The following is a 19214-nucleotide window of genomic DNA, read 5'->3' on the forward strand; positions in this document are numbered from 1 at the left end:
GCCCGTCCCCGTTCGGGGGTGGGCGCCGCTTCGTGCATTGTCGGTGTGACCTGGTAGTACTTGGTGGCGATGAGCAGCACAGGGGAGAACGGGGCCGCCGAGCCGGAGCAGCTGGCGTTCATCCGGGAGACGGTCAAGCGGGCCAAGCCGCGCACCTGGCACGGGGCCAAGCGGGCCGAGCACCTGCCGGTGGCCCGGGTCGTGGTGGACAAGGGCGTGCTCACCATCGACAAGTTCTTCGACTACGCGGTGCCGGCCGCCATGGCCGAGGAGGCCCAGCCCGGGGTGCGGGTGCGGGTGCGGTTCGGGGCGCGGGTGGTGAAGGGCCAGCGCGAGGGCGGGGAACTGCACGACGGGTTCATCGTCGCCCGGCTGGAGAAGAGCGACTTCGCCGGCCCGCTCGCCCCGCTGGCCCAGGTGCTCTCGCCCGAGCCGGTGCTCACCCCGCAGCTGCTGCGGCTGTGCCGGACCGTCGCCGACCGGTACGCCGGGACACTGGCCGACGTGCTCCAGCTGGCCGTCCCGCCCCGGCACGCCAAGGCCGAGGCCGAACCCTCGCCGCCGCCGCTGCCGCGCCCGGCCGCCCCGGCCCCCGGCGGCTGGCAGCGCTACCCCGCCGGGCCCGACTTCCTCGCCTCGCTCACCGCCGGCGGCTCGCCTCGCGCGGTCTGGGCGGCGCTGCCCGGGCCCGGCTGGCCGTACGAGATCGCGCGCGCCGTGGCCGCGACCCTGGCCGGCGGGCGCGGGGCGCTGGTCGTGCTCCCGGAGGGGCGCTCGGTGGCCCGGGTCGACCAGGCGCTGACCGAACTGCTCGGCCCCGGGGCGCACGTGGCGCTGGAGGCCGACCTCGGCCCGCGCGAGCGGTACAAGCGCTGGCTCGCGGTGAGCCGGGGCTCGGTGCGCGCCGTGATCGGGACCAGGGCCACCATGTTCGCGCCGGTCCGGGACCTCGGGCTGGTCGTCGTCTGGTCGGACGGCGACGGCAGCCACAGCGACCCGCGCGCCCCGCACCCGCACGTGCGCGAGGTGGCGCTGCTGCGGGCCGCCGATGAGGGCGCCGCGGTGCTGCTCGGCGGGCACGCGGTGACGGTGGAGGGCGCGCAGCTGGTCAGCACCGGCTGGGCGCGCCCGCTGGTCGCGGACCGCGAGACGGTGCGGCAGGCCGCGCCCCGGGTGCGGACCGTCACCGACCAGGACCAGCACCGGGACGCCGCCGCCCAGGCCGCCCGGCTGCCCTCGGTGGCCTGGGAGGCCGCCCGGGAGTCGCTGGCCGCCGGGCACCCGGTGCTCATCCAGGTGCCCCGGCGCGGCTACGTGCCCCGGCTGGCCTGCGGGCGCTGCCGGACCCCCGCCCGTTGCCGGCGCTGCGAGGGGCCGCTGGAGGCGCCCTCGGCGGACGCCACGCTGTGCTGCGCCTGGTGCGGGGAGCCGGAGAACGACTGGCACTGCCCCGAGTGCGGGTCCTTCCGGCTGCGGGCCCAGGTGGTCGGGGCCCGGCGGACGGCGGAGGAGCTGGGCAAGGCGTTCCCGCGCATCCCGGTGCGGACCTCGGGCCGGGAGGCGGTGCTGGCCACCGTGCCGGACGAACCCTCCCTGGTGATCTCCACGCCCGGCGCGGAACCGGTGGTCGAGGGCGGCGGCGGGTACGGGGCCGTACTGCTGCTGGACGGCTGGGCGCTGCTGGGCCGGCCGGACCTGCGGGCGGGGGAGGAGACGCTGCGGCTCTGGCTCACGGCGGCCGCGCTGGCGCGGCCCTCGACGGAGGGCGGGACGGTGGTCGTGGTCGCCGAGCCCTCGGCCCGTCCGGTGCAGGCACTGGTCCGGTGGGATCCGCTGGGGCACGCCGGGCTGGAGCGGGACGAACGGGCGCAGCTGCACTTCCCGCCGGTGTCCAGGATGGCCTCGGTGAGCGGCAGCCCCTCGGCGGTCGCGGACCTGCTGAACCTGATCCGGCTGCCGGAGGAGGCGGACGTGCTCGGGCCGGTGCCCTCGCCGGCGCTGCGGGGGGAGGAGCAGGAGCGGGCGCTGCTGCGGGTGCCGCCCGGGCAGGGGGCCGCGCTGGCGGCGGCGCTCAAGGCGGCGCAGATCGCGCGGATCGCGCTGCGGACGGCGGAGCCGGTGCGGGTGCGGGTGGATCCGACGGACATCGGCTGAGACGGACATCGGCTGAGGGGCGGGGGTCGGGGGCTTCGGGGGCTCGCGGGTGGGTGCGTCGCGTTCGGGGGCTTGGGGACCGGCGGCCCGGCGGGGCGGGGTGAGTGGGCCACCCCGCCCCGGACGGCCCGGGTGCGTGGCTCGGTCAGCCGCGCAGCGGGATGCCGGGTCGGTCCGCCTGGGGGCGGTCGACGGGGGTGCTGCGGTCGGTCGTGGTGCGGTCGACGGGGGTGCGGTCGATCGTGCTGCGGTCGATGCCGGGGCGGTCCAGCGCGCCCCGGTCGATGCCGGCGCGGTCGATGCCGGTTCGGTCGATGGGCGTGCGGTCGATCGTGGTGCGGTCCATCGGCGTGCGGTCGATGCCGGTGCGGTCGATCGTGGCGCGCTCCAGGGCGCGACCGTCCAGGCCGCCCTGGCGGGCCGCCGGGACGGTCGTGGCCAGTCCGGTGCGCTCGGTGCCCGTGGGCAGCTCCTCGGAGCGGTCCGGACGGGCCTGGCCCGGGACGGCGCCGCTCGCGGCGAGGAGTTCGCTGGTCGGCCGGCGCATCCCGTAGCGCCGGTGCACCGCCTGCTTGGTGACCCCGAGGGCGGAGCCCACCGAGTCCCAGGAGAACCCCAGCGCCCGGTCGAACTCGACCGCCGCCGCCACCAGGGTCTCCACGCTCTCCCGCAGCTCCTGTGCCAGGCGCACGGTCGGCGCCGGCGCCCGCCCGTACACCACGAAGCCGGCCGAGGTGCTCGGTCGGCGCGGACGGTAGACGTTGCCCAGTTGAGCGGTGAGCGTCCGCAGCGCGTCGACCTGCCGCCTCACCCGCTCGATGTCCCGCACCAGCAGGTGCAGGCTCGCCCGCGCCCGGGCGTCGTGGTTGATCTGCTCGGCCATGGCCTACGTGCCACCTTCCGTACGGTTCAGCTCGGCCGGGACGCGGTGTCCCGTGTGCCCGGCCCCGGTCAATCTCTCTTGACCAACGCCGAAGCGGGGGCCGGGGTAACGCGGCTCGGCACAGTCGGGGCGTGCCGGGCGGCGATCCGGCGGCGATCCGGTGCTGATCCGGCGCCGGTCCGGGCCCTGAGGCGGTGCCGGTCCGGTGCCGGTCAGGGCTCCGGGGAAGCCCTCGGCGGGCGGCCGCGCGGGTTGCATAGACTGGCGGGTGAACCAGCCGCCGACCGCAGCCCGCGCCCCTACGGACAGGAGCCCGTACCCCGTGGCGATCCAGCCGATCCGTCTCTTCGGAGACCCCGTCCTGCGGTCCACCGCCCAGCCGGTGACCACCTTCGACAAGGAACTGCGCAAGCTGGTCGGCGACCTCACCGACACCATGCTGGACGCCCCCGGCGCCGGCCTCGCCGCGCCGCAACTCGGCGTCTCGCTGCGGGTGTTCACGTACCACGTGGACGGCGTCACCGGGCACCTGATCAACCCGGACCTGTCGCTGAGCGAGGAGGAGCAGGACGGCCCCGAGGGCTGCCTGTCGCTGCCGGGCCTGCGCTACGACACCACGCGCGCGTACGGCGTGGTGGCCAAGGGCTTCAACATGTACGGCGATCCGGTGACGGTGGAGGGCACGCAGTTGCTCGCCCGGTGCATCCAGCACGAGACCGACCACCTGGACGGCATCATCTTCATCGACCGGTTGGACCGCGAGCAGCGCAAGGCCGCGCTGAAGGCGATCCGGGAGGCGGACTGGGGCGCCGGGCCGGCCCCGGTGGTCAAGGTCTCGCCGCACAGCACCTTCGGTTCCGCCCGCTGAGTCCGGCCGGTTCCTTCGGTTCCGTCGCTGCCGGCGGTCCTGGTGGCCCCGGTGGTCTTCCCCGGTCGTTGTCGGTCTTCGTTGGTTTCTTGAACTTCCGTTTGCAGAAAGGCACTTGATGCGTCTCGTCTTCGCCGGCACCCCCGAGGTCGCCGTTCCCGCCCTGGACGCCCTGCTCGCCTCGGACCGGCACGAGGTCGTCGCCGTGGTCACCCGCCCCGACGCCCCGGCCGGGCGCGGGCGCAAGCTGGTCGCCAGCCCCGTCGCCCAGCGCGCCGAGGAGGCCGGGATCGAGGTCCTCAAGCCGGCGAAGCCCAGCGACCCGGACTTCGTCGCCCGGCTCACCGAACTCGCCCCCGACTGCTGCCCGGTGGTCGCCTACGGCGCGCTGCTGCGCCCCGGCACCCTGGAGATCCCCAAGCACGGCTGGGTCAACCTGCACTTCTCGCTGCTGCCCGCCTGGCGTGGCGCGGCCCCGGTCCAGCACGCGGTGCTGGCCGGCGACGAGGTCACCGGCGCGTCCACCTTCCTGATCGAGCAGGGCCTGGACTCCGGCCCGGTCTACGGCGTGATCACCGAGGAGATCCGCCCGACCGACACCAGCGGCGAGCTGCTCACCCGGCTCTCCCTCTCCGGTGCGCGGCTGCTCGCGGCCACCATGGACGGCATCGAGGACGGCTCCCTGCACGCCGTTCCGCAGCCCGCCGAGGGCGTCACGCTCGCGCCGAAGATCAGCGTCGAGGACGCGCGGATCGACTGGAGCCACCCCGCGCTGCGGATCGACCGGGTGGTGCGCGGCTGCGCGCCGGCGCCGGGGGCCTGGACGGAGTTCCGGGGCGAGCGGCTGAAGGTCACCGGGCCGGTCAGGCTGCTGCCGGACTCCACCGGGCTGGCGCCGGGAGAGGTCGCGATGGCGGGCAAGAACAGCGTCCGGGTCGGGACCGGCAGCCACGACATCGAGCTCGGGGAGGTGCGTCCGCAGGGGAAGAAGGAGATGCGGGCCGCCGACTGGGCCCGGGGCGCGCGCCTGGAGGCGGGGGAGCGCTTCGGGGGCTGACGCTCCGGTTTGGCGCTACTGTTCGTTTGAGATCGTCCGTGTTCGTTCGACTTCGTTGTCGTCTGATTGCGTTGTCGTCCGAGTTCGTTGCTAACCACCGTTCGTTGATAACCACCGCAGCACCTTGAGGCACCTGTGACCACCCCCAGCGCCAAGCGCGCCCCCCGCCCGCACCGCCGCCCGAAGAAGGACCCGGCCCGGATCGTCGCGTTCCGCGCGCTGCGTGCCGTCGACGAGCGCGACGCGTACGCCAACCTGATCCTGCCCTCGCTGCTCCGCGAGGCCGAGCAGAAGGGCATGGACCGGCGCGACGCCGCCCTCGCCACCGAGCTGGTCTACGGCACCCTGCGCCTGCAGGGCACCTACGACGCGGTCATCGCCGCCTGCATCGACCGGCCGCTCGGCAAGGTCGACCCGCCGGTGCTGGACGTGCTCTCGCTCGGCGCCCACCAGCTGCTCACCACCCGCATCCCCAGCCACGCGGCCGTCTCGGCGACCGTCGAGCTGGCCCGGGTGGTGCTCGGCGACGGCAAGGCCAAGTTCGTCAACGCCGTGCTGCGCCGGATCAGCGCCCACGACCTGGACGCCTGGATCGAGAAGGTCGCCCCGCCGTACGACAAGGACGCCGAGGACCACCTGGCGGTCGTGCACTCGCACCCGCGCTGGGTGGTCTCCGCGCTCTGGGACTCGCTCGGCCGCTGGCAGCCGGACGCCTCCGGGCGCGCCGCGATGGAGGAGCTGCTGCGGGCCGACAACGAGCGGCCCGAGGTCACCCTGGTCGCCCGACCCGGCCGGGCCACCGTCGACGAGCTGGCCGACGCGCTGCCCGAGGCCGAACCGGGCCGCTGGTCCCCGTTCGCCCTGCGGCTCGCCGAGGGCGGCGACCCGGGCGCGGTCGCGGCGGTCCAGGAGAACCGGGCGGGCGTGCAGGACGAGGGCAGCCAGCTGGTCGCGCTGGCACTGGCCGCGGCGCCGCTGGACGGGCCGGACGGGCTCTGGCTGGACGGCTGCGCGGGCCCCGGCGGCAAGGCCGCGCTGCTCGGCGCGCTGGCCGCGGAGCGGGGCGCGGCGCTGGTCGCGAGCGAGAAGCAGCCGCACCGGGCCCGGTTGGTGGCACGGGCGCTGGCGGGCAACCCCGGCCCGTACACCGTGATCGCGGCCGACGGGACGCGCCCGGCCTGGCGGTCCGAAGGCTTCGACCGGGTGCTGGTCGACGTGCCGTGCTCCGGCCTCGGCGCGCTGCGCCGCCGCCCGGAGGCGCGCTGGCGGCGTCGGCCGGCGGACATCGCGGCCTTCGGCCCGCTCCAGCGGGACCTGCTGCGTTCGGCCATCGAGGCCACCCGGGTCGGCGGCGTGGTCGGCTACGCGACCTGCTCGCCGCACCTCGCGGAGACCCGGGCGGTCGTGGACGACGTGCTGCGGGCCGAGGGCGGCCGGGTCGAGTGGATCGACGCGCGCCCGCTGCTGCCCGGCGTCCCGGCGCTCGGCGACGGGCCGGACGTGCAGCTGTGGCCGCACCTGCACGGGACGGACGCGATGTACCTGGCGCTGCTGCGGCGTACCGCCTGACGGCGGGGTGCCGATGCCGCCTCCCCGGTCGGGGTCGCTTCCCCGGCCGGGGTCGTCACCTCGGCGGGGGTCGTCGCTTCGGCGGGGAGGCTGGCCGGTCGGCTCCGGCAGGTGAACCGCCGCCTGTCCGGGCGGGGTTGACGCGGCGTCGGATGTCGGCTTCCATGGCTGCTGTGTAGCCGCTCGGCTGCATGATCTTTGGGGGCAGGCTTCGTCGCGTCGAGCGGCGGAAGCCGGGGAAGCAACCCCACAAGACATGCGGCGCGATGCGGCTGTTTCGTTGTGTGGAGTCGGATCCGCGGCGCTGCCCTCCCCGGCCGTGGGAGGCGGCAGTGTCATCGGAGATTCGACGTTCGACGGGGGAGCCTGCCGGTTCGCGGGGTGACGGTGGTGCCGGGACGGACGGCCGCGCGCTCGATCTGATCGCCCTGATGTCGATCCTGGCGGTGTGCACCCTGATCTGCCTGCTGGCCGGTACGGGGGCGCTCCAGGCGGTCATCGGCGCGGCGGGCATCCTGTTCGCCGCCTGGCGGACACCGCGGCGCTCCGGGCGGGAGGAGGGGCGTCGGCGCGGGCCCCGTGGGTGAGACGGGGGCGGCCGCGGCCGTGGGCGGCTTGCATCTCCCGTAGGGGGAGGTAGCAGGGTGGTGGCCATGAACGGCGACGCGCTCTGGACGATCGGCGAGCTGGCCCGGCGCACGGGGCTGACGGTCAAGACCGTCCGCTTCTACTCGGACCAGGGGATCGTGTCGCCGGCCGACCGCAACCCGGCCGGCCACCGGCGGTACGGCCCCGAGGCCGTCGCGCGCCTCGAACTGGTCCTTGCCCTGCGGGAACTCGGGCTCGGACTACCCGCGATCCGGCGGGTGGTGGAGCGTGAACTGACGCCGGCCGACGTCGCCGCCGCGCAGGCGGAGGCGATCGACCTCCAGATCCGGGTGCTGCGGCTGCGGCGGGCGGTGCTCGGGGCGGTGGCCAGGATGGGTTCCACACCTGAGGAGTTGACGCTCGTGCACCGGTTGGCCCGGCTCACGGAGGATGAACGGGGACGCCTGATCGGGGAGTTCCTGACGGGGGTGTTCGGCGGGATCGAAGACGGCGGGGTCGGGGGCGGCGGGCGGTTCGCCGCGGTGGCGCGCTCGTTGACGCCGGAGCTGCCGGAGGAGCCGTCGGTCGAACAGGTCGAGGCCTGGGTGGAGTTGGCGCAGCTGGCGGGGGACGCCGGGTTCCGGGCGCTGCTGCGCGGGCTCGCCGAGGCGGAGGCCGCAGAGGCGGCCGGAACGGGGCTGCCGAGGCCCGGACTGGCGGTGGCGGTGCGGGAGTTGGCCGGGCCGGCGGTCGCGGCCGGGGTGGAGCCCGGGTCGGCGGAGGCGGCGGCGGTCGTCGCGGTGCTGGTGGAGCGGTACGGGCGGTGCTGCGCGGGGGCGGTGCCGGGGGAAGCCGGGGCGGTGCGCGACCGGTTGGCGGAGCGGCTGGGGGCGATGGCCGATCCGCGGCGGGAGCGGTACCTGGAGCTGCTGGCGGTGGTCAACGGTTGGGCCGCGCCGGAGAGTTGGGCGGCCGAGGTGGACTGGGCGGTGCGCGCGGTGGCGTGAGTCGGGGCTGCTCGGCGGTGGGGTGGCAAGGAGGCGGGGCGGTGGGGCCGTGGGTCTGTACGGCTACCGGCGGGTGGGGCCGGAGAAGGTGGTGAGGAAGGCGTGGGCCTGGGCGCGGAGGTGGTCGACCGGCGGGTCCTCGCAGATCACCTCCAGGCCGAGTCCGGTGGCCCGGCCCAGGTCGTAGTAGGACTGGTAGGCGAGGTACGGGCGGTGGTCGTCGGTGGGGTCGAGGCCGACGGCGAAGGTCGCGAAGTGGGGCTGCGGCCCGCCCGGGGCGGGGGCCGGCCCGCTGCGGGAGAGCTGCCACTCGAACTCGTACGGCTCGGGTTCGGCGGGCAGGTCCAGCAGGGCCTGGGCGAGCCGGCGGACCTCGTCCGGGTTCGCGAAGGGGATCGACTCCGACGAGGAGGGGGCCGAGGCGAGCAGTTCCCAGGCGTCGCCGTTGTGGCCGACGGTCAGGGCCCACTCGCCGCTCGGGTCCTGCCAGCGGCAGCTGATGATCGGGTCCACGGCGGTCAACCTCCCTGTGGCGCTGGATCGTTCGTACCTCATCATGGTGGCACACCGGTCGCTGCGGGGGCCTCGGCCGCGAGCCGTCCTCGGGCCCGTTGCCAGGCTTCCTGGAGCGTGCGGCAGCCGTGGCCCGCTCCGGGTGCGCCCTGCGGGGCGGGTCGGTCAGCCGGTCAGTCGGTGACGGGGGCCGGGTGCCAGGGGCGGTCGGGGCGCGTCTGGACCGGGGCGGAGGTGAGGCGCAGCGCGTACACCTCGCGGTCGGTGGCCTCGTACGGGACCTGGCCGAGGTACTCGTGGCCGGTCAGGTGGCACCAGGCGGGGAGGTCGAGCGGGGCGGCGGGGTCGGTGGTGTGGATGTGGACCACCGCGCCGGCGGGGAGGTGCGCGATCCGGGCGCGCAGCCGGAGCAGGAGCTGGACGCAGAGCAGGCCGGTGCCGTCGATGGTGAGGTCGGGGGCGTTCGGGGCGTCGGGGGCGGCGGTTTCGGGGGTCCCTGCGGTGGCGTCGGGGGCGGTCATCGGGGCTTCTCCTGGGTGATGCGCCAGAGGCGGCGGGGCAGTTCGCCCTCCTCGAAGGGGTGGACGTCGGTCAGGTGCCAGCCTTCGGCGAGCCTGTCCACCAGCTCGCGGGGGAAGAAGTGGACGGCGAAGCCGCCGTGCTCCCAGATGTCGTCTCCGTGGCCGGTGCCGGCGCCGTAGTGGGCGTCGCCGGTGTGGCGGACGGTGTGGACGAGGGTGCCGCCCGGGCGCAGGACCCGGCGAACCTCGGCGACGAGCGCCTCGATCTCTCCGGTGGAGAGCGCCATGCAGAGCAGCATGTGGGCGAAGACCGCGTCGACGGAGGCGTCGGGGAGGGGCAGCGGGTCGCGGACGTCGTGGGCGAGGACCGAGAGCCGGTCGGCCAGGCCCTGGTCCGCCGCGGTGGCGCGCAACTGCTCCAGGCCGGTCGGGCTGAAGTCGGCGGCCAGGACGCGGAAACCCGCCCGGGCGAAGTGCAGTGCGTCGCGTCCGTGACCGGCGCCGAGTTCCAGCACCTCCGGGGCCCCGGCGGCGGCGAACACTCCGGCGGCGTACTCGGCGGGGGCGGAGGGCCGCTCGCCGTACATCCCCGGGTTGGCGGTGTAGGTCTGCTGCCAGTGCGCGCGTTGGGCGTCCGCGAGGGCGCGCTCCGGGCCGGGCCCGGTGTCGGGGGTGTCGGTCATGGTGCGGCCCTTCGCGGGGTGGGGTGGTGCGGGTGGTGCGGGTAGTGCCGGTTGTTGCGGATGGCACGGGAGGTGCCCCATGGTGCGGGGCCAGCCTAGGACGTGGGCTCGGGTGGAGGGTGTGGCGGGGTGCGGAAGGGCGTGCGCGGGGGCGGTGAGGCGGGCGGATCAGCCGAGGTGCCGGCCGGGGGCGGTGCCGCCGAGGCGGGTGAGCAGGGTGGACAGCCGGCCGAGGTCCTCGGCGCTCCACTGCTCCGCCGCGAAGTGCTCGGCGGCGACCTTGCGGGCGGTGTACAGCATCTCGGCGAGCCGCTCGCGGCCGGTCGGGGTGAGGGCGGCGTAGGTGACCCGGGCGTCGCGGGCGGCGGCCTCGCGGGCGACCAGGCCGATCCGCTCCAGCGGTGCGAGGCCGCGGGTCACGCCGGAGGCGGTGAGCCCGAGGGCCTCGGCGAGGTCGACCCGGCGCATCCGGCCGCCGGGGGCCTGGGAGAGGTGGAGCAGCATGGTGAAGTCGGCCAGGCTGACGCCGTGCAGGCGGCTGAGGCCCGCGTCGAAGCGCTTGACCACGGCGGTCTGGGCGCGGACCAGCCGCAGGGCGGTGTCCAGGGGATCGGGGCTCGGGCTCGTTGCGGCCGGCCCGGTCGCGGCCCGGTCCACCTGGTCCGGCTGCTGCTGGTCTGAACGCTGATGGTCTGGACGCTCTGTCATTGCCACCTCCTTGACTGCTCAAGTATAGCGCTAGGGCGAGCCGTCAAGGAGGTGGCGGAGGGGGGAGGGGAGGGGTGGGTCAGTGTGCGGTGTTGGCGGCGCGGCGCTGACGCTTGCCGAGCGGGGCCTGGGAGAGGTCCTCGGCCTGGGAGCGGAGGTTCTTGTAGCCGTAGCCGCGTTCGGTGAGCCAGTCCCGCGCCGACTGCTCGGCCCGCTCGGTGGCCTCCAGGATGTCCTCCTCGGCCTCGCCCTCGTCGAGGAAGCGGAAGGTGAAGGCGGCCCGGGCGGAGACGTCGTAGCTGAGGTGGCCCTCGCGGGTGAAGGCGGCGCGCAGCACGTCGTGCTCGGGGGCGGCGGCGAGCAGTTCGGCACGCTGGTCGGCGGTGAGGCCGTCGAAGACGCCGCGCACCATGATGCGGAAGGTTCGAGTGGTCATCCCCCGACCATAGGCAGTGCGGGCCGCCGACCGCCAACGTGATTCCTGGGCCGGGCGCTTCTCGGTGACGGTCGGTGGTCGCGGGCCTCCTTGGGCGCCCGTAGGCGGTCGTCGGGTGGTTGCCGGTGGTGGTGGGCGCCGGTCAGGCGGGGGTGAGTACTTCGGCGAGCTCGTCCGCGTACCGGGTGAGCCGGTCGAGCCCGGGGCCTCCTCGGGCGAGCCGGAAGCCGTGCCGCCGACCGTGGAAGGCGGCCTGGACGGCGTGGAGTTGGGTCCAGCGGCGGAGGCGTTCGCGGTCCAGCTCGGCGGCCTCGGCGAAGACGTCGAGCGCGCGGAGGAGTGCGCGCTGCCGGTCCTGCGCGTCGAGCAGCGTCAGGGCATGGACCTTGAGCAGGGTGCCGCCGTCGTAGGCGCGGTCTCCCACGTAGCCCTTGGGGTCCACGGCCAGCCAGGGTTCGCGCTCCGCCCGCAGGATGTTGCGGGGGTGGAGGTCCCCGTGGACGAGCACGTCCGGCTGGGTGCGGGCGAGTTCGCGGACGGTGGCGAGGGCGGCGCCGACCGTGCGGGCCGGCAGGGGGTGGGAGAGGGAGGCCGCGTCGGCGCGCAGGGCGGCCTCCCATTCCGCGGCCTGCTCGCTCAGCCGGGGCAGGCCCGGGGGCGCCGGGACGGCGAGCCGCCGGCTGAGCCGCCCGGCGACCGTCGGCACCTCGTCGCCGTCCCGGGCCTCCGCGAGCGTGGCCGGGCTCGCCCGTTCGAGCAGCATCGCGAAGCGCTCGTCGTCCCGTTCGTAGAGCCGGACGGCGCCCCGGCCCGCCCACACCGCGAAGGCGTCCGGCTCGTGGACGTTGCCCGGGTGGGGGAACGAGACCTTCAGTACGGCCACGCGCTCGGCCGCCTGCCGGACCGGGAGGATCAGGCCGACCCCGCCGTGGGTGGCGGCGCCGTCCGGCACGCAGCCCCAGCGTTCCAGCAGCTCGGCGGCGAGGCCGGGGAGTTCGGCGATCCAGGCCGCGCCGGGGGCTCCCTCACGGTCAATGGTGGTGCGGGCGAGCCCGCCGGGGATGCTGATCATCTGCTTCCTTTCGACGGTGGGGGGAGGGCGCTGGTGTGGCTTGCCGGTCCGGTCCGGTCCGGTCGGGCTCAGGGGGCGAAGGGGCCGAAGGTCGTGGCGGCGAGGCGGAGCGCCGGTGCCGGGGTGCCGCTCCCGGCGCCGACGGAGTAGACCAGCCGCCTGCGCAGGTCCGGGGTGGTGAAGAAGCCGTCGGAGTACCCGAGGTCGTGCCCGGTCTTGCCCCAGAGCACCGTGCCGTCCCGCAGCGGGACGGCCATCAGTCCGGCGCTGTAGCAGGCCCGACCCTTGTCCGGACCGAACAGGCACTCGCCCGCTCCGCGTACGGGCACCAGCCGGCCGGAGGCGTCGCGCGGCAGGGTGAGCAGGTCGTGCAGCTGCTGCGGAGGCAGGAGTTCGCCGTCGAGCAGGGCGCGCAGGAACCTGTCCAGGTCGGCCGGGGTGGACACCATCGACTCCGGGTTGCCGCCCTGCTCGGAGACGTCCGTCGGGGTGTCGGCGCTGTCGGGGACGTAGCCGGCCAGGTGGGGCTCGGGCATCGCGGGCCTGCCCTCCGTCACCTCGGTGTGCCGCAGGCCGAGCGGCTTCAGGATGCGGGCCGTCACCTCCTCCCTGATCGTGTGCCCCGTCACCTGCTCGATGATCCGGCCCGCCACCCGGTAGTTGAAGTTGTTGTACTCCTGCTCGCTGCCCGGATCGAAGGCCGGGCCGGCCTCGGGCAGGCCGCGCTCCGGGTGGGGCCGGAGCGTCCGCTGGACGACCAGGTCGAGCGTCTCGATCGCGAAGCGGTTGGCGATCAGGCCGTCGCGCTTCTCCAGCTCGGTGCCCTCGAGTTCCGGGCCCTCGACGGCCTGCGGAAGTCCGCTGGTGTGGTCGAGGAGTTGACGGACGGTGATCGGCAGCGTGAAGCTCGCGGGCAGCGTGCCGGGCAGGTACTGCTGGACGGTTCCGTCCAGGGAGATCCGCTGCTCGGCGGCGAGTTGGAGCAGCACCGCGGCGACGAAGGTCTTGTTGATGCTGCCGATCCGGAACGCCGCGTCCGGCGCCACCGGCCGCCCGCTCACCGGATCGTCGGCGCTGCCGCGCCAGACCAGGCCGTCGGCCGTCACCCGGGCGACCGCGCCCGCCACCGGGTCGCCCGGCCGGGCGGCGATCGCGGCGTCGAGGGCAGCCGGATCGAGGGCAGCCGGATCGAGGACAGCCGGACCGAGGGCGGCCGGAGCAGGCGTGGCGGCGAAGGCGGGTGCGGTGGATGCGGACGCCGCCGCGAGGAGCAGGGCGGCGAGGCCCCGCGCGAGGGTGGCGGGTTTGCTGACGGCCATGTGCCCTCCGAAGCGGGTGGGACGGCTGTGGGGCGGAGCGATCCGCCCTGGAGAACACGCGGCTGACGGTCATTCAGTTGCACACGACCGGTGCGAAGGCGGAGAGCGCGGGCACGGAACACGGTGGGGACTCCCTTCCACAGTGGCCCGGGTGGCCACCGTCGCGATGCCCCCAAGAGTGATTGCCGGAAGCCGCTTCGCGCATGTGCCGTTCGGCAGGAATCCGGCGGGAAAGCGACCGGGCCTCCCCTGCCGATCGGCAGGGGAGGCCCGGGGTGCGGACGCGGACCACACGGGAGGCGGGACGCGACAGCGGTTGGGGGAGCGCCGGCTACACCCGCGCCGGCAGCCGGGTGCAGACCGCCCCCGCCACCAGCGGAGCGGGCTCGGCGCCCAGGACGCCGAGGGTGAAGGCGGTGGTCAGCGCGCTGATGTCGCGGGACTCGCGGAGCAGCAGGTGGTTGGCGCCCGGGGCCTCGTACCGCGCGAGGTCCGGGACGACCCGCCGGGCGCGCAGCGCGTACTCCAGGGACTGGGTGGCGCTGGCCGAGCTGTGGTCCCCGGTGCCGTGGACGATCAGCACCCGCCGCCCGGCCAGCTGGTCGACCGGGTCGCCGCTGGGCAGCCACGGCGCGATCCCGGCCACGCCGACCACCGAGGGGTGCCCGGCGCACCAGAAGGCGGCGCGCCCGCCCAGCGAGTTGCCGATCAGCACGACGGGTGCGCCCGGGTAGAGCCGGGCCAGCTCGTCGAGCGCCCAGCGGGTGTCGACGGCGGTGTCGGCGTCCGCGTCGTTCCAGCCGCCGTGGCGGTAGCGCAGCAGGTGCACCGCGAGGCCGTGCGGCCGGCCGCGGTCGGTGAGCTCGGTGGCCAGGTCCCGCAGGCCCAGCTCGGCGACCCGCATCGGTGCGCGCCGACTGCGGAGGAACCCGCCCGGCAGCAGCAGGGCGACGCCGGTGACCGGCTCCTCGCCCCGTCGTGGGGTCAGCTCTGCGGTGCGCGGACGCTGCGCTCGGAACACGCGAATTCCCTCCTGATGTGTACAGGCGGATTCTACGGTTCCGAGGAGGGGTCGCGGTGCGCGAGCAGGGACCACAGGACCCAGCCGGAGACCCGGGTGCGCTCCACCATGACCTTCGCCCAGCGGGCGCCGAGCGGTGAGGTCCAGGTGTCCACGACCTCGACCCGGTCACCCGAACGGGCGAGTCCGATGACGGTCTCCTCGCCGAAGTGGTCGACCCGGACGTTGGCGGCGTTGGCCGACACCTCCCACCAGCCCGCACCGGGCTCGGGCGGCAGGTCGGTGCCCGCCGTGACGGCCGTCGGGATCAGCAGGATGCCCAGCGCGACCACGGTGGCCGCCGCACGGCCGATCACGGCCACGGGGACCTCCGTGCGGCGGTCCGCGCGGTGCCGCGGACGGGCAGCGGTGAGGGCGTCGGGATCAGGGGAGGCATGTACAGCAGAACGAGCCGACCGGGCGTGCGCGTACAGTCCGGCGCCGAGGTTGACCCGGTCGGCGCAGCACGACGTGCGGACCCGGTGCCGCCGGTGCGCCGGCGGATGCCCGACGCATGTCAACTATCCGGCCGTAGCGCGGGGTTGGCGCGCCCTGGCGGACAGTCGTCGAGTCGGCTGGCCGCAGCTAGGGGTGCGGTCAGGGCCGGTCGTGCGGCCCGGTCGGGCGGGGCGGTCACAGGGGGCGGTCACTCCGGGCGCTGCTCCGCCAGGAGCTTCGCCCGGGTCTCCCGGACGAACGCCGCGACGACGTCCGCGTCGGTGAGCACGCGGGTGACGACCCGTCCGCCCCGGCCCGGTCCGGTGCGCTCCGTGATCCGCAGCTCGCGCGTGTCCTCGGCGCTGATGTCCTGGAGGTCGCTCCACGGCAGCGGGGCCGTGGGGTGGTCGTCGTCGGGGTCGAGGAGGAGTCCCGCGGGCAGCACGGCGAGCACCGTCCCGAACAGGACGTGTCCCTCCTCCTCGAACCGCTCGTGCAGCGGCGCGGTGTAGCGCGGCAGCAGGCCCGCGCGGATGGCCTCGGCCAGCCCCGGTTCGTAGCGGCCCGCCAGTTTCGAGACCACGAAGGGGGTTTCGCGGCCGCGCGCGAGGATGAGGACGCGGCCGAAGTGCTCGACGCTCAGGTTGCCGCGGAACTCCATCCGGGAGGGTATGTACTCGTAGCTCTCGATGGCGTCCCAGGGGAGGGCGCGGAAGTCGCCGCCGGCGTGGTGGAGGACGAGGCCGCCCTGGTAGCGCGCCACGGCGACCAGCCCGGAGCGCGGCGGGACCTTCTGGTAGGCCACGGCGGCCGCTGCCACGGCGGCGACCGCGAGGACGGCGCCCCACCAGGTCCAGCCGGAGGCGGCGAAGACGAGGATGCCGGGCAGTCCCAGGCCCCACTTGCCCACGCCGTCGCCGATCCGGCGGCTCGTCCGGTACAGCCGCCGCCGTTCGCCCAGGCCCGCCTCGGCCGCGACCTCGTCGCAGCGGGTGGCACCACTCATCGCTGACTCCCCTCGGCTGTGGAGCGCGCCAGTCTAGTCAGGGTGGTCGGACAGCCGGTCGGGGCGGCCGGGCGGTCGGGCCGGGTGGGTGGTGAAATCCCTTGCCCGCAAAGGCTGGTAACACTGTTTCTCATCAGTTACGTTGTTACCCATGAGCACGCCTTACCAGGACGCGCAGCGGGTCGGCCAGGATGCCGTACGCGCCGTGATCCTCGACCGCGCCATCTCCCTCCTCGTCGCCGAAGGCCCCGCCGCGCTGACCGTGCGCCGGATCGCCGCCGAGATCGGCTCCTCGACCAAGGTGCTGTACACGATGTTCGGCGGGAAGGAGGGGCTGCTCGACGCGCTGTACCGGGAGGGCTTCGCACGACTGCGCCGGGCGCAGGAGCAAGTCCCGCGCGGGAGCGACCCGTTGGAGTACCTGACCGAGCTCGGCCGCGCCTACCGGGAGCGGGCGGTTGCCGAACCCGCCTACTACCGCGTGATGTTCGAGCAGCCGGTGCCCGGATTCCGGCCCAGCGCCGAGGCGTTGGCCCTGGCCGACGGCGCGTTCGGCGCCTCGGTGGCCGCCGTCGAGGCCTGCATGGCGGCCGGGGTCTTCCGGCCCGGCGACGCCCTGGAGGTCTCCAACCTCTTCTGGGCGGCCACCCACGGTGCGGTGAGCCTGGAGCTCGCCGGCCACTTCGCGTCGGCCGAGGCCGGGGCGCGCTACGAGGCGCTGATGGCCGCACTGGGGCGGGCGTTCGGCGCCGGTTCGTGAACGAGTCCGGACACCCCATCACCTGACGAGAGGCCGAGACGATGAGCCCAGGCGACCCGATCCGCAACAGCACGATCGGCAAGAGCAACGGCAACAGCGCGATCAGCAACAGCAACAGCAACAACGGTACGAGGCGCAGCCGCTACGTCTCCGGGAACTTCGCCCCGGTGGCCGAGGAGGTCACGGCCTACGACCTGCCCGTCACCGGCCGGATCCCCGCCCACCTCGACGGCCGCTACCTGCGCAACGGCCCCAACCCGCTGGGCATCGAAGACCCGGGCGCACACCTGTGGACCCTCGGCGCGGGCATGGTGCACGGCGTGCGGATCCGGGACGGGCGCGCCGAGTGGTACCGCAACCGCTGGGTCCGCTCCGGCGCGGTCGCCGACCGGCTCGGTGAGCCCCGGCGCGGCACGCCCGTCGACGAGCGGATGGACATCTCCCCCAACGTGCAGGTCGCGGGCCTCGCCGGGCGCACCTACGCGCTGCTCGAAGGCGGCATCCGCCCGTACGAACTCACCTACGAGCTGGACACGGTGGGGCCGTGCGGGCTGGGCGCCACGCCGGAGGGGTACAGCGCCAACGCCCACTCGGTCGTCGACCCGCACACCGGGGAACTGCACTCGCTGGCCTTCCTGTACGGCTCCGAGCAGGTGCAGCACATCGTGATGGACGCGGCCGGCACCGTCCGGCGCAGCACGCTGATCGAGGTGCCCGGGAACCCGTACATGCACGACTTCGCGCTCACCGAGCGGTTCGTGCTGCTGTACGACACCCAGGTGGTGTTCAGCCCGGCGCACCTGGCCACCGGGGTGCCCTTCACCTGGGACGAGCGGCGCGCCGCCCGGGTCGGGGTGATGCCGCGCGAGGGCGGCGCGGTGCGGTGGTTCGAGCTCGCGCCGCACCTGGTCGGGCACACCCTCAACGCGTACGAGCGGACGGCGGACGAGCTGGTGGTCGACGTCGTGCGGCACCCGCCGGGCATGGACCTGCGGAACATCGGCGCGAGCCGGCCCACGCTCGACCGCTGGACGGTCGACCTGGCGGCGGGGACGGTCCGGGAAGAGCGGCTGGACGACCGGGTGCAGGAGTTCCCGCGCCTCAACCCGCGGCACACCGGCCGCCCCTACCGCTACGGCTACGCGGCCGCCGTCGAGCTCTACGCGCCGCCGACCGGCCCCGGGGACGACCGCCCGGACGAGGGCTTCAGCAACGCCCTGCTCAAGCACGACCTGAGCCGGGGGACCGTCGAGGCCCACGAGTTCGGGCGCGACGGGGCGGTGGGCGAGGCGGTGTTCGTCGCCGCCGAGTCGCCGACGGCGGAGGACGACGGGTACCTGATGGCGTACGTCCACGACCCGGAGCGGGGAGCGGCGGACCTGGTGGTCCTCGCCGCCCAGGACTTCACCGGCGAGCCCCTGGCCCGCATCCACCTGCCGGTGCGGGTGCCCCTGGGCCTGCACGGCAACTGGGTGCCGGGCGGGGACAGGGTGCCGGGCGGGGATCGGACCGCGGGCAGGGGCGGGGACACGGGCTGGAGCTGAGGGGCAAAAATGTGCCCGCCGTGAGCACGGGCGGGATCGCGCCCGGCGGCACCGCGGGGGAGGGCGTCGGCGTAGGGGACGGGGGTCTCGACGGCGGCGAGGGCGGTGCGGGTGGAGAGGGTGGAGAGGGCGGCGAGGGGGAGGCGCTGGGAGCCGGGGCGGAGCCGCCCCGGCGGGGTCATCGGGGCCGGGTGGCGCGGAGGGAGTAGGTCTGCGGGGCGGGGGCGCCGGCGGGGACGCGGAAGTGGGCGTGGGCGTGCTCGTGGAGGAAGTCCAGGCGCAGGCCCGCTTCGGCCAGGGCGGTGACGACCTCGCCGAGGCCGTGCTGCCACTGGACGGTGACGGTGGAGTCGAGCCGGGCGTCCGGGTCGGCGTAGGTGCCGGGGTAGTCGACGACGATCGGGGTGCGCTCGAAGTAGTCCTCCGCGAAGCCGCGCCCGTCGTCGGCGAGGACGTCGGCCACCGGGTGGTACTCGGCGAGGTAGAGGAAGCCGCCGGGGGTGATGAGCGAGGCGACCGTCCGGGCCCAGCGGGTGAGGTCGGGGAGCCAGCAGAGCGCGCCGAAGCCGGTGTAGACGATGTCGTACGTCCGGCCGTCGAGCGCCTCGGCGGCGGCGTAGACGTCGGAGGTGACGAAGCGGGCGTCGGCGGCGCCGATCCGGGCGGCGAGGTCGGTGGCGGCCGCGACGGCCGGGGCGGAGAAGTCGAGCCCGGTGACGACGGCGCCGCGGCGGGCCCAGGAGAGGGTGTCGAGCCCGAGGTGGCACTGGAGGTGGAGCAGGGTGCGGCCGGTGACGTCGCCGACCTCGGCGGGCTCGTAGTCCTGGAGGGTGTCACGGCCCGCGACGAAGCCGGGCAGGTCGTAGAAGGGGCCGGCGGCGTGGACGGGGACGCGCTCGTCCCAGTTCGCGCGGTTGGCGGTGCGCCAGTCGGGGGTGGTGGATGGCGTGGTCATGCCGGGCAACGCTAGTCAGCGGCCCAGGGGCGGGCAATCGATTTCCGCGCCCGGCGCGCGCCGTGGAGAGCAG

19 protein-coding genes and 1 pseudogene are annotated in these 19214 nt (G+C 75.2%); 8 read left to right on the plus strand and 12 right to left on the minus strand.

What is annotated here, in order from left to right; translation table 11 throughout:
* The first annotated feature begins 69 nt into the window (after positions 1-69).
* Complete coding sequence (locus tag ACFVXH_RS13545; protein WP_380778437.1) at positions 70-2154, plus strand: primosomal protein N'; 2085 nt, start codon at positions 70-72, stop codon at positions 2152-2154.
* Between the two features lie 415 nt (positions 2155-2569).
* Here the strand turns inward: ACFVXH_RS13545 and ACFVXH_RS13550 are convergent.
* Positions 2570-3037 (minus strand): annotated as a pseudogene (locus ACFVXH_RS13550) (hypothetical protein); the annotation flags it as partial.
* 322 nt (positions 3038-3359) lie between these two features.
* Between ACFVXH_RS13550 and def the strand changes: the two are divergent.
* The 5 genes from def (at position 3360) to ACFVXH_RS13575 (ending at position 8126) form a co-directional block, all read left to right on the plus strand.
* Positions 3360-3905, plus strand: coding sequence for a peptide deformylase (gene def, locus ACFVXH_RS13555; RefSeq protein WP_074002396.1), 546 nt, complete (start codon positions 3360-3362; stop codon positions 3903-3905).
* Positions 3906-4023: 118 nt separating this feature from the next.
* Positions 4024-4962, plus strand: a complete 939-nt coding sequence (fmt, locus tag ACFVXH_RS13560) for a methionyl-tRNA formyltransferase (RefSeq protein WP_387822988.1) — start codon at positions 4024-4026, stop codon at positions 4960-4962.
* Positions 4963-5097: 135 nt separating this feature from the next.
* A complete protein-coding gene (locus tag ACFVXH_RS13565) occupies positions 5098-6531 on the plus strand; it encodes an RsmB/NOP family class I SAM-dependent RNA methyltransferase (protein ID WP_387822991.1) in 1434 nt (477 codons plus the stop codon).
* Positions 6532-6962: 431 nt separating this feature from the next.
* A complete protein-coding gene (locus ACFVXH_RS13570; RefSeq protein ID WP_158077698.1) occupies positions 6963-7118 on the plus strand; it encodes a hypothetical protein in 156 nt (51 codons plus the stop codon).
* A gap of 66 nt (positions 7119-7184) precedes the next feature.
* Positions 7185-8126, plus strand: coding sequence for a MerR family transcriptional regulator (locus ACFVXH_RS13575; protein WP_387823566.1), 942 nt, complete (start codon positions 7185-7187; stop codon positions 8124-8126).
* Positions 8127-8189: 63 nt separating this feature from the next.
* Here ACFVXH_RS13575 and ACFVXH_RS13580 read toward each other — a convergent pair whose 3' ends face one another.
* The 10 genes from ACFVXH_RS13580 to ACFVXH_RS13625 all read right to left on the minus strand — a co-directional run bounded on the left by ACFVXH_RS13580 (position 8190) and on the right by ACFVXH_RS13625 (position 15882).
* On the minus strand, positions 8190-8639 hold the full coding sequence (locus ACFVXH_RS13580; protein WP_049654244.1) for a hypothetical protein: 450 nt from the start codon (positions 8637-8639) through the stop codon (positions 8190-8192).
* Between the two features lie 173 nt (positions 8640-8812).
* Positions 8813-9160 carry a sulfurtransferase TusA family protein gene (locus tag ACFVXH_RS13585; RefSeq protein ID WP_387822995.1) on the minus strand — a complete coding sequence of 116 codons (348 nt, stop codon included), beginning with the start codon at positions 9158-9160 and terminating at the stop codon, positions 8813-8815.
* Positions 9157-9843, minus strand: coding sequence for a class I SAM-dependent methyltransferase (locus tag ACFVXH_RS13590; protein WP_387822998.1), 687 nt, complete (start codon positions 9841-9843; stop codon positions 9157-9159). Before ACFVXH_RS13590 ends, ACFVXH_RS13585 begins: the two co-directional genes overlap by 4 nt.
* A 168-nt stretch (positions 9844-10011) precedes the next feature.
* Positions 10012-10551 carry a MarR family winged helix-turn-helix transcriptional regulator gene (locus ACFVXH_RS13595; protein ID WP_387823001.1) on the minus strand — a complete coding sequence of 180 codons (540 nt, stop codon included), beginning with the start codon at positions 10549-10551 and terminating at the stop codon, positions 10012-10014.
* A 79-nt stretch (positions 10552-10630) separates the two neighbouring features.
* A complete protein-coding gene (locus ACFVXH_RS13600; RefSeq protein ID WP_049654238.1) occupies positions 10631-10987 on the minus strand; it encodes a DUF6204 family protein in 357 nt (118 codons plus the stop codon).
* 142 nt (positions 10988-11129) lie between these two features.
* On the minus strand, positions 11130-12059 hold the full coding sequence (locus ACFVXH_RS13605) for an aminoglycoside phosphotransferase family protein (RefSeq protein ID WP_387823004.1): 930 nt from the start codon (positions 12057-12059) through the stop codon (positions 11130-11132).
* 68 nt (positions 12060-12127) lie between these two features.
* Positions 12128-13378, minus strand: a complete 1251-nt coding sequence (locus tag ACFVXH_RS13610) for a serine hydrolase domain-containing protein (protein ID WP_387823007.1) — start codon at positions 13376-13378, stop codon at positions 12128-12130.
* Between the two features lie 331 nt (positions 13379-13709).
* A complete protein-coding gene (locus ACFVXH_RS13615; RefSeq protein ID WP_049654234.1) occupies positions 13710-14399 on the minus strand; it encodes an alpha/beta hydrolase in 690 nt (229 codons plus the stop codon).
* 32 nt (positions 14400-14431) lie between these two features.
* Positions 14432-14761, minus strand: coding sequence for a hypothetical protein (locus tag ACFVXH_RS13620; RefSeq protein WP_074002406.1), 330 nt, complete (start codon positions 14759-14761; stop codon positions 14432-14434).
* Between the two features lie 323 nt (positions 14762-15084).
* Positions 15085-15882, minus strand: coding sequence for a hypothetical protein (locus ACFVXH_RS13625; RefSeq protein WP_387823011.1), 798 nt, complete (start codon positions 15880-15882; stop codon positions 15085-15087).
* A gap of 151 nt (positions 15883-16033) precedes the next feature.
* Here ACFVXH_RS13625 and ACFVXH_RS13630 point away from each other — a divergent pair, with 151 nt between their 5' ends.
* Positions 16034-16642 (plus strand): TetR/AcrR family transcriptional regulator, encoded by a 609-nt coding sequence (locus ACFVXH_RS13630; RefSeq protein WP_074002408.1) that lies wholly within the window; start codon positions 16034-16036, stop codon positions 16640-16642.
* Positions 16643-16683: 41 nt separating this feature from the next.
* Positions 16684-18186, plus strand: coding sequence for a carotenoid oxygenase family protein (locus ACFVXH_RS13635; RefSeq protein WP_387823014.1), 1503 nt, complete (start codon positions 16684-16686; stop codon positions 18184-18186).
* A gap of 178 nt (positions 18187-18364) precedes the next feature.
* On the opposite strand, the gene ACFVXH_RS13640 is transcribed toward ACFVXH_RS13635, so the two are convergent.
* Positions 18365-19141: a bifunctional 2-polyprenyl-6-hydroxyphenol methylase/3-demethylubiquinol 3-O-methyltransferase UbiG gene (locus ACFVXH_RS13640; protein WP_117491536.1), complete on the minus strand. Its 777-nt coding sequence runs from the start codon at positions 19139-19141 to the stop codon at positions 18365-18367.
* Positions 19142-19214: the final 73 nt, after the last annotated feature.

The sequence above is a fragment of the Kitasatospora sp. NPDC058184 genome (genome assembly GCF_042883725.1).
GTDB lineage: Bacteria > Actinomycetota > Actinomycetes > Streptomycetales > Streptomycetaceae > Kitasatospora.

Bases quoted from the DNA above. Each gene is read 5' to 3' on its own strand.
- ACFVXH_RS13545 (WP_380778437.1), top strand. From the start codon at position 70: ATGAGCAGCACAGGGGAGAACGGGGCCGCCGAGCCGGAGCAGCTGGCG.
- fmt (WP_387822988.1), top strand. From the start codon at position 4,024: ATGCGTCTCGTCTTCGCCGGCACCCCCGAGGTCGCCGTTCCCGCCCTG.
- ACFVXH_RS13570 (WP_158077698.1), top strand. From the start codon at position 6,963: ATGTCGATCCTGGCGGTGTGCACCCTGATCTGCCTGCTGGCCGGTACG.
- ACFVXH_RS13575 (WP_387823566.1), top strand. From the start codon at position 7,185: ATGAACGGCGACGCGCTCTGGACGATCGGCGAGCTGGCCCGGCGCACG.
- ACFVXH_RS13585 (WP_387822995.1), bottom strand. From the start codon at position 9,160: ATGACCGCCCCCGACGCCACCGCAGGGACCCCCGAAACCGCCGCCCCC.
- ACFVXH_RS13590 (WP_387822998.1), bottom strand. From the start codon at position 9,843: ATGACCGACACCCCCGACACCGGGCCCGGCCCGGAGCGCGCCCTCGCG.
- ACFVXH_RS13595 (WP_387823001.1), bottom strand. From the start codon at position 10,551: ATGACAGAGCGTCCAGACCATCAGCGTTCAGACCAGCAGCAGCCGGAC.
- ACFVXH_RS13600 (WP_049654238.1), bottom strand. From the start codon at position 10,987: ATGACCACTCGAACCTTCCGCATCATGGTGCGCGGCGTCTTCGACGGC.
- ACFVXH_RS13605 (WP_387823004.1), bottom strand. From the start codon at position 12,059: ATGATCAGCATCCCCGGCGGGCTCGCCCGCACCACCATTGACCGTGAG.
- ACFVXH_RS13610 (WP_387823007.1), bottom strand. From the start codon at position 13,378: ATGGCCGTCAGCAAACCCGCCACCCTCGCGCGGGGCCTCGCCGCCCTG.
- ACFVXH_RS13625 (WP_387823011.1), bottom strand. From the start codon at position 15,882: ATGAGTGGTGCCACCCGCTGCGACGAGGTCGCGGCCGAGGCGGGCCTG.
- ACFVXH_RS13630 (WP_074002408.1), top strand. From the start codon at position 16,034: ATGAGCACGCCTTACCAGGACGCGCAGCGGGTCGGCCAGGATGCCGTA.
- ACFVXH_RS13635 (WP_387823014.1), top strand. From the start codon at position 16,684: ATGAGCCCAGGCGACCCGATCCGCAACAGCACGATCGGCAAGAGCAAC.
- ACFVXH_RS13640 (WP_117491536.1), bottom strand. From the start codon at position 19,141: ATGACCACGCCATCCACCACCCCCGACTGGCGCACCGCCAACCGCGCG.